The sequence below is a fragment of the Methylophaga thalassica MP genome, assembly GCF_000214595.1.
Lineage (GTDB): Bacteria > Pseudomonadota > Gammaproteobacteria > Nitrosococcales > Methylophagaceae > Methylophaga > Methylophaga thalassica.
On sequence record NZ_AFIG01000003.1, the window covers coordinates 814383 to 825287 of the forward strand.

General features: G+C 40.8%; 13 protein-coding genes. 9 read left to right on the forward strand and 4 right to left on the reverse strand.

Going from position 1 to position 10905, the window contains the following annotated elements:
* Position 1 precedes the first annotated feature (1 nt).
* From MAMP_RS15525 to cysK, 7 genes are all read left to right on the forward strand, one after another.
* On the forward strand, positions 2-664 hold the full coding sequence (locus MAMP_RS15525) for an NADH:ubiquinone reductase (Na(+)-transporting) subunit D (RefSeq protein WP_007147055.1): 663 nt from the start codon (positions 2-4) through the stop codon (positions 662-664).
* Positions 665-1273, forward strand: coding sequence for an NADH:ubiquinone reductase (Na(+)-transporting) subunit E (gene nqrE / locus MAMP_RS15530; RefSeq protein WP_007147056.1), 609 nt, complete (start codon positions 665-667; stop codon positions 1271-1273).
* Entirely contained in the window at positions 1273-2490 is a 1218-nt protein-coding gene (gene nqrF / locus MAMP_RS15535) for an NADH:ubiquinone reductase (Na(+)-transporting) subunit F (RefSeq protein WP_007147057.1), read from the forward strand. The genes nqrE and nqrF overlap by 1 nt, the downstream gene beginning before the upstream one ends.
* Positions 2491-2688 carry a (Na+)-NQR maturation NqrM gene (nqrM, locus tag MAMP_RS15540; protein ID WP_007147058.1) on the forward strand — a complete coding sequence of 66 codons (198 nt, stop codon included), beginning with the start codon at positions 2491-2493 and terminating at the stop codon, positions 2686-2688.
* Between the two features lie 22 nt (positions 2689-2710).
* A complete protein-coding gene (locus MAMP_RS15545; RefSeq protein ID WP_007147059.1) occupies positions 2711-3172 on the forward strand; it encodes a CBS domain-containing protein in 462 nt (153 codons plus the stop codon).
* A 53-nt stretch (positions 3173-3225) separates the two neighbouring features.
* Entirely contained in the window at positions 3226-3441 is a 216-nt protein-coding gene (locus tag MAMP_RS15550) for a putative signal transducing protein (RefSeq protein WP_007147060.1), read from the forward strand.
* 71 nt (positions 3442-3512) lie between these two features.
* Positions 3513-4469: a cysteine synthase A gene (gene cysK / locus MAMP_RS15555; protein ID WP_007147061.1), complete on the forward strand. Its 957-nt coding sequence runs from the start codon at positions 3513-3515 to the stop codon at positions 4467-4469.
* A 19-nt stretch (positions 4470-4488) separates the two neighbouring features.
* Here the strand turns inward: cysK and MAMP_RS15560 are convergent, their stop codons facing one another.
* The gene (locus MAMP_RS15560) at positions 4489-5217 is read right to left on the reverse strand and encodes an alpha/beta hydrolase (RefSeq protein WP_007147062.1); all 729 of its coding nucleotides are present in this window, start codon (positions 5215-5217) and stop codon (positions 4489-4491) included.
* A 161-nt stretch (positions 5218-5378) separates the two neighbouring features.
* Positions 5379-6161, reverse strand: coding sequence for a helix-turn-helix transcriptional regulator (locus MAMP_RS15565; RefSeq protein ID WP_007147063.1), 783 nt, complete (start codon positions 6159-6161; stop codon positions 5379-5381).
* 117 nt (positions 6162-6278) lie between these two features.
* On the opposite strand from MAMP_RS15565, the gene MAMP_RS15570 reads away from it, so the two are divergent.
* Positions 6279-7070 (forward strand): class I SAM-dependent methyltransferase, encoded by a 792-nt coding sequence (locus MAMP_RS15570; RefSeq protein ID WP_007147064.1) that lies wholly within the window; start codon positions 6279-6281, stop codon positions 7068-7070.
* A 1-nt stretch (position 7071) separates the two neighbouring features.
* On the forward strand, positions 7072-7443 hold the full coding sequence (locus MAMP_RS15575; protein WP_007147065.1) for a cupin domain-containing protein: 372 nt from the start codon (positions 7072-7074) through the stop codon (positions 7441-7443).
* A gap of 7 nt (positions 7444-7450) precedes the next feature.
* Here the strand turns inward: MAMP_RS15575 and MAMP_RS15580 are convergent, their stop codons facing one another.
* Together MAMP_RS15580 and MAMP_RS15585 are read right to left on the reverse strand one after the other, a co-directional pair.
* Positions 7451-8206 carry a lipopolysaccharide kinase InaA family protein gene (locus tag MAMP_RS15580; RefSeq protein ID WP_007147066.1) on the reverse strand — a complete coding sequence of 252 codons (756 nt, stop codon included), beginning with the start codon at positions 8204-8206 and terminating at the stop codon, positions 7451-7453.
* A 188-nt stretch (positions 8207-8394) separates the two neighbouring features.
* Positions 8395-10266, reverse strand: coding sequence for a sulfatase-like hydrolase/transferase (locus tag MAMP_RS15585; protein WP_007147068.1), 1872 nt, complete (start codon positions 10264-10266; stop codon positions 8395-8397).
* Between the last annotated feature and the right edge of the window lie 639 nt (positions 10267-10905).

Here is a 10905-nt window from a genome sequence, read left to right on the forward strand (position 1 = left end):
TATGGCAAGCCAAGCAAAAAATAATGTTATCGATCCTCTCATTGATAACAATCCAATTACACTACAAGTTCTTGGTATTTGTTCTGCATTAGCAGTCACTACCAATATGATGTCCGCACTTATCATGTCATTGGCTTTGACCACGGTTACAGCCTTCTCGAGTGCCTGTATCAGTGCTATCCGTAAACATATTCCGAGTAGTATTCGGATTATTGTGCAAATGACGATCATTGCTTCGCTGGTCATTATTGTTGACCAGATTCTCAAAGCCTATGCATTTGAGGCCAGCAAACAATTGTCGGTGTTCGTCGGCTTGATTATCACCAACTGTATCGTATTAGGCCGTGCTGAAGCTTACGCAATGAAAAACCCGCCTATGCTGAGTTTCCTGGATGGGATTGGTAATGGCTTAGGTTATAGTCTCATTCTTATGTTGGTTGCTTTCTGTCGTGAACTCTTAGGTGCAGGAAAATTATTTGGCTACCAAGTGATTCCTGTCGCCAATGATGGTGGATGGTATATACCAAACGGATTAATGCTCTTACCACCAAGTGCTTTCTTTGTCATTGGTCTGCTCATCTGGGCTGTGCGTAGTTGGAAAAAAGAACAAGTCGAAGCGCCGGACTATCAAATTCACCAAGTTCATCGTACGGAGGTATTGTAGATGGAACATTATCTAAGCCTGTTCGTACGCTCAATTTTTATTGAGAACCTGGCTTTATCATTCTTTTTAGGCATGTGTACCTTCCTTGCTGTGTCGAAAAAAATTGAAACAGCCCTTGGTCTTGGTATTGCCGTCATCATGGTTCAAGCCATTACAGTCCCAGCAAATAACTTAATCTACCAATACCTACTTAAGGATGGTGCGCTTGCCTGGGCAGGTTTACCTGATGTTGATTTAAGCTTTCTTGGTCTTATCAGCTACATTGGTGTTATTGCTGCGATGGTACAGATTCTTGAAATGGCCATGGATAAATATGCTCCAGCCTTGTACAACGCATTGGGTATATTCCTGCCATTAATCACGGTGAACTGTGCCATTCTGGGCGGAACCTTGTTCATGGTTGAACGTGACTACAACCTATCTGAAAGTGCTGTTTATGGTGTTGGTAGTGGTCTTGGCTGGGCAATGGCGATTACTGCTATCGCTGGCATACGTGAAAAACTCAAATATTCAGATGTACCTGATGGGCTGCAAGGATTAGGGATTACCTTTATCACTGCAGGTCTCATGGCACTTGGTTTTATGGCATTTTCTGGGATTCAATTGTGATGGAAATCGTACTCGGCATCGTACTATTTACCCTTATCATCATGGCCTTGGTATTTTTAATACTTGGGGCACGTTCAAGATTAGTCTCAACTGGTGATATTGAAATTGTCATCAATGAGGAAAAAACCATCAAAACTAAAGCCGGCAGTAAACTGTTAGGGGCTCTTGCTGATGCAGATCTATTTGTGTCATCAGCTTGCGGCGGCGGCGGTACTTGTGGGCAGTGTAAAGTTAAAATCTTTGAGGGTGGTGGCTCAATCCTGCCCACAGAAGAATCCCATATCACCAAACGTGAAGCAGCAGAAGGTGACCGATTATCCTGTCAGGTTGCCGTTAAACAGAACATGAAAATTGAAGTCCCCGAAGAAGTTTTCGGTGTCAAAAAATGGGATTGTACTGTTCGCTCTAACCACAATGTTGCTACGTTTATTAAAGAATTAGTACTGGAATTACCTGTTGGTGAAAATGTAAATTTCCGTGCCGGTGGTTTTATTCAGATAGAGTGCCCACCTCATACGGTTGAATACAAAAGTTTTGATGTAGAAGATGAATACAGAAGCGACTGGGACCGCTTTGATATGTGGCGTTATAAATCCGTTGTAAAAGAGGATGTTATCCGCGCATATTCTATGGCGAACTATCCTGAAGAAGAAGGCATTATTATGCTGAATGTTCGGATCGCTTCCCCGCCACCAGACAACGATGATATTCCACCAGGTCAAATGTCATCATATATATTCAACTTAAAACCAGGTGATAAAGTCACTATCTCAGGACCTTTTGGTGAATTCTTTGCCAAAGATACGGATAAAGAAATGGTCTTTATCGGTGGTGGTGCAGGTATGGCACCGATGCGTTCACATATTTTCGATCAGCTTCGTAGAATTAAAACCGACCGTAAGATCAGTTTCTGGTATGGCGCCCGTAGCTTGCGTGAAATGTTCTACACTGAAGATTTTGATGAGCTGGCTGCTGAAAATGAGAACTTTACCTGGAATGTGGCTCTATCGGATCCATTGCCAGAAGATAACTGGCAGGGTTACACTGGCTTCATTCATAATGTACTGTATGAAAACTATCTTAAAGATCATCCAGCACCAGAAGACTGTGAATTCTATATGTGTGGACCGCCAATGATGAATGCTGCGGTAATTAGAATGCTGGAAGATCTTGGTGTTGAACGTGAAAACATATTCTTGGATGACTTTGGGGGCTAGATGACAACTTTTATCGCCGCATTTGTTCTGTTACTTGTCGTTGTCGCAGCAATGGCGATAGGCGTGTTGTTTGGTCGCTCAGCCATCAAAGGTAGTTGTGGTGGTCTCAATCAAGTTGGCTTAAGTGGAAGTTGTGGTGGCGCTTGTTCAGCCCAGGAAAGGGATGAATGTGCAAGACGGAAAGCCCAACAACAATAATGCATATTGAGGAGAGCTAAATATGTTAGCACCGTTAAAAGTCAAAGATCATATGAATGGTACTAAAATTACCTTCACACCGGATATGGATATTCTGCGGGCGATCAATCAATTGGTAGAGTTCAAGTTATCTGGTGCTCCTGTCATCGATCATCATGGCAACCTGATTGGCTTTTTATCTGAAAAAGATTGTATGAAAGTAGCTTTAAATGCAGCTTACCAAGGGGAAGCTGCAGGACAAGTTGGCGAGTTTATGAACACAACATGTGCAACAGTTGATGTTGATGACTCTATTATCGATGTTGCTCAGACATTTCTCAGTACTGCATATAAGTGTTTACCTGTCATCAAAGATAATCGTTTAGTTGGTTCAATAACACGTCAGAATATTCTACGTGCATTGCAAACCTCCTCAAATATCGAGAGCAGCAAGAAACCTGCAAAGCAATCAACTAAACAACAGATTCACGTTACGACAAAATAAACACGACGCAGCGAATTTTGCTAGCTAAAGCCTCAACAGCATTGGAGAAACATATGCAATTGATGTTTCGTGCTAATAATATTTTAGAAGCTCATATTGTAGCTGGCTTGTTGAAAAGCCATGACATTGACTGTCACGTTGGTGGCCACTATTTACAGGGCGCTGTCGGCGATCTTCCAGCCACTGATTTCGCTCATGTGTTCGTTGAGCAAAGTAAAGTGAATCTTGCACAGTCAATTATTAACGATTACGAAAATAACATTCTCTAGCTTACGACACGCCTCTGACTGATAGATTTCATGTAAGCTATTTGATCAGCATTAAGAAGCGAAAACATATTATGATTTACAACAGCATTCTCGATACTATCGGCAATACACCAGTAGTCAAACTCAACAACATAGCTCCAGCCCACGTTGATATGTATGTGAAAGTTGAGTCGTTTAACCCGATGGGTTCCGTCAAAGATCGCTTGGCATATGCTGTTATTAATGATGCAGAAAAACGTGGGGTTCTGAAGCCGGGTCAAACAGTCGTTGAAGCCACTTCAGGCAATACCGGTATTGCTCTCGCGATGGTGTGTGCGGCGAAAGGCTATCCCTTTGTTGCGACCATGGTTGAAACCTTCTCCGTGGAACGTCGTAAGATTATGCGGGCCCTTGGAGCTAAGGTCATTTTGACTCCAGCAGCTGAAAGTGGCAAAGGCATGGTCAAAAAAGCAGAAGAACTTGCTGAAAAGTATGGTTGGTTTCTAGCCAGACAATTTGAGAACCCAGCGAACCCGGCCTATCACCGAAATACTACAGGACCAGAAATTCTGTCTGATTTTGCAGGTAAACCTCTTGACTACTGGGTATCGGGTTGGGGAACCGGCGGTACCTTAACAGGTGCAGGTGAAATCATTAAAGCTGCACGCCCAGAAACAAAAATTATCGCAACTGAACCTGCCGCGGCTTCCATGCTGGCAGGTAATGCATGGGCGCCACATAAAATCCAAGGTTGGACACCAGATTTTATTCCTGATGTATTAAATCGTGACATCTATGATGAACTCTATCCTGTGACAGATGAAGAAGCCAAAAATTGGGCACAACGCCTTGCTCGAGAAGAAGGTATTTTCGTTGGCTTATCATGCGGTGGCACCCTAGCGGCGGCCATGAAGGTAGCTGAAAAAGCTACGCCTGGAAGTACTATTTTGGCCATGTTACCTGATACGGGAGAACGTTATCTTTCCACATACCTTTTTGAGGGGATGAACGAAGGCTCAGATGATGAGTGGCTGGCTAGCTTGGGTTAAGCTAGCCAAAACATCTGCGTCAATCCAAGACATCTGCAAGTGCCATTGACCAGCAACAAAGATGGTCAGCACCAGAAATAATATAGCTCTTCACATTATCCAGTTTTTGCATGTGAGCTAAATAAGAGCTTAGTACAGAGCCAGGCACCACATTGTCACGCTCACCAATGAGGTGAATTTGTTTCACACCCTCAAGAGAGCCGCTGAAATCTACCGGGTTTAATGAGCCGATTAAAGGGGCAATCTCATTAAACTCAGTCCAGCGCTTGTGATCAAGATTGCCAGCCACGGTAACAAGCAAGTCAATATCATCACGTTGTGCAGCAATAATCGTTGCAATAGCTCCGCCTCCTGAAAATCCGATAAGCCGTACTCGACTCGCTTGATAACGAATTTTCATTGCTGTAATGGCTCTACTGATAGAGTCAATCACAGCCAGTGAATAGCGGTGTGATGTCAATAAAGCTTTGTCACAATTGGTGAATTGTTGACGCGAAAAATACTGGCAAGGTCTGGCGATATAAACGCTATTACCACCAATGAATTCAGCTAACTCTAATGCTGTACCAGGCGCGCCATCACCTTCGAGAAAGATATTGAGTGTGTCTGCAGCTCTGAGTTCCGGTGGGGCTAAGCCCAATAGTGTATATGCACCGCCAGATAAAATAATACGGTTCCATGATACCGAGGTATCACTAACCGCCATTTTAGAGCTGAGTAGAAGCAAAACTATCATTAACAGTTTCATAGAGGCCTCCCTATGACAGATGTCGGATAATGTCTTGCATAACAGATGCCAGCTTATAAGTCAGTGACCGAAAGCCTGATATAGACTAGAGTCGAGAGATGTAAGCCGTTAAATCAATTGGTTACAATTTATCTTATGCGCTACATTTTAGTGCATAGACCTTAACCACTCTCATCTATAGGGCGTAATATTACCATTTTCATATCGAGATTATCGGCAACTCGTAAAGTAAATTGTTCATAGAAACACTCATTACCATCTTGGAAAAAACCTCTTTTTCCACCCTCTCTAGGTAATACATGCTGCTTGCTCCAGGCTGTTTTAAAGTCTTCAGATAATGCAGTGAGTTCATCTACCAATGCCAAATGCACCTTATCGTAATGCCAGTCAACACTATCTGCCCGGTACTCAGCCACTAAGCGCTCTGCACGTTGTTGCCAATCAATAATTAGTGTTTTAGCTACAGGGTCCAAAAATAAAAATCGTAGTAAATTTTTATTTTTGTCGGTATTGAGCCATCCACCAAACAATTTTTTGCATTCATCATTCCAAGCGACCAGATCCCAGTGACGATCCATGACATATGTTGGTGCTGATACTGTTTCAGTTAACGTTAACAAATGCTGCTCTAGTTGTGGCGATAGCTGTGTTATTTCATCTTTATCTAATTGATTGGCTAATTTAAATAAATAATGCCGTTCTGCGTGAGATAGTTTTAATGTTTGTGCCAATCGTGCTAATAACTGGGCTGACACAGAAGTTGTTCTACCCTGCTCTAACCAGGTGTACCAAGTCGTGCTTATATCGCTTAATTGTGCAACTTCTTCTCTTCTAAGTCCTGGCGTTCGTCTTCGTCCTTTCTTTATACCGAATTGCTCAGGTGATGTTCTTTCTCTTGCCGATTTCAAAAATGCACCCAAACTATTATCGCGATTATTGCTCATCGCTCCACCCGTTAATTTAAATCATTAGCTATCAGTTCTTATAATAGGATAAATACCTATCTAGTAACACTATAATGAGACGTATATGCTTTGTTTTCTACAAAATGGAGACAGAAAATGACTACACATTACCAAAGCGTAGGAAAGCAATTCGATCCTCAAGCGAATGAATATTTAACAAGCCCAGTGCATAGTCAAGGACCTGATTTATCTTTTGCAAAAGTACTTATCGATCATCATCGCACAGATATAAAATCAGCCGTTGATATTGGCTGTGGTGCAGGCCATCTTAGTTACATGCTTGCGCCATTAGTAGATAATGTCACTGCAACAGACTCATCATCTGCAATGCTAAAAATCGTCAAGGAACAGGCTCACTCAAAACAATTTATTAATCTTGAAGCAAAACAATGTCGAGCCGAAGAACTAGCTCACCATTTCTCTGATATTGATCTGGTGTGTAGCCGTTACAGTGCCCATCACTGGTCAGATTTTAATTCTGCGATTGAGCACATAGGAAATATAGTCAGAAAAGGTGGCTATTTGCTTATTATCGATATTGAGGGCGACATAAATAAAATTGTCGACACACACTTACAAACTATCGAGTATCTACGTGACCCATCACATGTACGAAACCGCGATCATACTGAATGGCGGGAAGTAATTGAAAATGCTGGCTTCACCATTGAAAAATATAAAAGCTGGTCAACCAGGCTACAATTTGACTCATGGGTAAGCAGAATGAACACACCAGCAGATAAAGTGGGCATACTCAAGCAATTACAGTTAGATGCTAACCAGGAAGTAAAGCGAGCATTATCGATAGAGAAAGATGCTAGCTTTACCTTACAAACTGGACTTTACTGGGCAAAAAACAATAAACCATCAACTAACGGTTATAAGTAAGATGATCAATAAACCAATAATCCAGCACTATAATCCTGATAAAGAGTATTTCTTTATTGAGGGGTGTTATATAAATGAGTTATCTAATCATGCATCAGATCCGGATGTGTCAATTGCTCGAGCCAGAGTCAGGCCTGGAGTCACAACACAATGGCATCATTTAAACCAAACAACTGAGCGTTATATAATTCTCGCAGGTCAGGGTATCGTTGAAATAGGCGAAGAGCTATCACAAGTTGTATCAACTGGTGATGTAGTTATTATTCCCCCTTTAACACGGCAGCGTATCAGTAATAACGGTGAAAACGATCTGATATTTTTAGCTATCTGCTCACCACGGTTTACTGAATCAAACTATACTGAGCTGAGCTAGGAAGAGATTATCCATTTTTTCGTCGAGAATAATCCAACACATCTCTAATGAATCGTTTATCACTTTTTGTAAGGCGTTTACTCTGACGATAATAGAGCAAAAAACGTAAACGCTGTGTTCTGGATAAGTAAAGCGATGCATGTTTATCTAAACTAGCAATATCCTTAACTTTACGTTTTGAAAGAAAAGTGCCGAACCAAAAACAACCAGATGGACAATCAATAAGAAACAGCTTTGGCTGGTCACTATTCTGCTGTATTAGCAAATTTCGTAAGAATAAATCGTTATGACAAAACCGATGCTCATGGAGAATACGCGCCATCTCAGCAACCTGCTTTATCACTTGACTCAGCCAAGCCTTATTTTTAAATAACTCAGGTGAATTACGGGAAATATCTTCAAGATTAGAACTGTTGTTCACAGCTAAAGTAACTAATGCACCCTTAAGCGTATGTGTAAAGCGATAGCGCTCACCATAGGCAATCACAGCTGCAGCATTGAGTCCCCATCTTAAGAAACGCTGTTGATTACGAATTTCCATCCGCAAACGTGAATAACCTAAGTGACTTCTAAGACCCTTGGTTCTAAAGTAGCGTTTAATATAAAAGCCTGTATCCTCTATATTAAATCGCATTACTTCACTTTGTGTTCCCTTAGAAATGATTGTCGCTTGATAGTCGAATATACTTTCTAATGTTGGGCAATAATCTAAGAACTTTGTCGCGATTTCAGTATTACTCGCAGACCAGACTTCTTTAATCAATGCTCGCCAATCCTCTACTCTTTAAATCAACACGTTATTCTGCTGATTTATAGTGGTTATAGGTAAAGGCATTAATGAGCTTTACGTACAGACAGAATTTGTTGTTATTTTACCTCAGATAGACACCTTTTTTTATTTATTTGTGATAAATACAACAGATTACAATGATTTAAAATGATTTTCCTTATTTAATGGCTGACAAAGCGCTGACAATCCTTTGTAACATCATCTATCAAAGGCTGGATTTGCTTAATTACCTCCTGCTTTTCATCGGCATTGACACTTTGGTCATCACGGGTGAAGACGGTATAGTGAAAATAATCTGTTGAGGTAAAAGGAAAGGTAATTTTGTGGTTGTTATCTATAACAGAAAGATAATTATAGTTACCAACAACCAGATACGGCAGTATGGAGTTTAAATCGTCTGCAAGCGCATATTTATCAGCATTTGTTGTTACACCCAGTTTCTCCATCAACGTGGCAGGAATCTGGATATGAGAGGTTGTATGTCGTATATGTTCTGGCTTGGTACCTGGAATAGATAATATAAGTGGGACATGGATTTGTTGCTCAGGAAACATTTCATTATGCCCATGGCCCCAATGTCCATTTTCCATGAATTCTTCACCATGATCGCCAGTGAATAAAATAATCGTATCATCTAATAGCTTGTTTTCTTGTAAATAATTCAGCAAACGCCCTACTTCAGCATCGATGGTGTGTGCAGCATTGATATACCGATTGTGGATTTGCTCAATATTATCCCTGAGATTGAGATCAGCATAGTTCATATCTTTAAGATAATCTTTCCTGATAGCCATTGATTCAGGAAATGCATAAGGGGCATGTGTGGACTCAAAAAACATAAAGCTATAAAAAGGCTTATTTTTCACACGTGTATCGATATTACTGATGACATGACTGATATTCTGATGATCGCGTGCCCATGGTTCTCCATCTTTTAATTCTTCCATCACAGATTCAGGCATATTATGAAAAACCGTATCGCGTAATTCTGGGTAATCAAAACTCTGGCTTGTGTGCAAATCAAACTGATAACCTTTATCACGCAAAACATTCAGCAGCACAGGCGAAATCTTTTGTTGCTGAAAACCATACCAGTATGGTGCATCAATGCCATAAAACATCGATAGCAATCCCATCCTTGTCCGATTACCACCGCTGTAATGATTATCGAATGTGAGTGATTTTTGAGACAATTTCCATAAATTAGGTGTTATTTCCGGATCAAGTAAATCCCAACGAAATGACTCTGCAACAAGCATAATTATGTTTGGATATGTTGCTAACGGTTCTGTTGCAATCGTCTCCAATGGATAATGTATCTTTCCATGAGCTAGTCTCAGCTTTTTAAGCCCACCTTGTTCAATACCCATGTTTTTGAAAAAGCTATGGGCACTCGATTTGAGATGGAAGGGAATAACACTAGAGACTTGGATAAAGTCGTCTTTGCCCGTATAAATACTGTAGGCGTAAACACTTTCTTCTAATGGGGCCAGCAGTAATAAGATCGCTAAAGCGCTTATGTAAACACGTCGTGAAACTGTAAAGTGGGTTCGATATACCAATCTACCAGATAGCCACATCAATAAATACGTAAATACAATAATAGCGATAACCTCAGTAGCTATAGTCACTTTGGTCGATATCGTAGAGCCTAGGGCATCAATACCACCTGGGGTGATTATCAGATTCCACACAAATCCGTTAAAGTGATATTCATAAAGCGTATAGATTTCATAGTCTGCATATAATGCTAGAAATATTACTGATGTCAGTATCCAGGCAACCTGCCTACTCACCAGCAACCACTTTTTCTCATAACGATTGTTAAAAAATGCCACGAGATCAATCAGTTTTGTGATCACTAATGCTGGCAATATATACAAGAAGGCATAGATTGCAGATGAGAAAAATAAATAGCTATTTAACCAGTTGCTATCAGTTTTTGCGTATGGCCAAAATAAGCAGGTGATAGAAAATAAAATTAGATAACTTACAACAAAAAATAATCTAAGTTGACGGGCGTGATTCAGCATAGTAACAGTCCATAAATAGTGGTCGTTACGATAATGGACTTTGCTTAACAAGATATTAAGTAGTTTAGATGAGCTGAACAAAGCACCTTTTCAGTTATCATCGTCTAAGTACAAATTATCTGAAAGGCTCTATAAAGCTCAATATTGCAGGAGTCTTCGATCAGCTTGGCAGAGTAGGAGACAATAAAAAAGACCAGCCACATACAGGATGAGCTATTCTAATATCCAAAAGCCTGTCGGTGATCTACTTTATTGCCTGCATCTCTGTAGGCGCCCCTTCAGGTTTGCTTCACTTATTCAAAAGGCTTATCGCCAAGGATGGAATCTATGCAAAGCAATCTCTGGCACATTGCTTATCGCTGCTTTTTGTTAGTCACAAGCAAGTGATGTGAGCCAACCATACAGTTACGATTACTCGTCACAGGGTGTGTTGCCCAGCACAGGCAGGTTAATATAAAACAGTGAGACATAAAAAAAGCCCATCCGTTGGGATGGGCTTCTCTTGTATATAAAGCCTGGCAGTGACCTACTTTATCGCCTACATCCTTGTAGGCGACCCTTCGGGTTCGCTTCGCTCATTCAAAAACGCTCCCGACGTTTTTGTCACGGCGTTCAAGTAGGTCATGATCTAAACTTCAA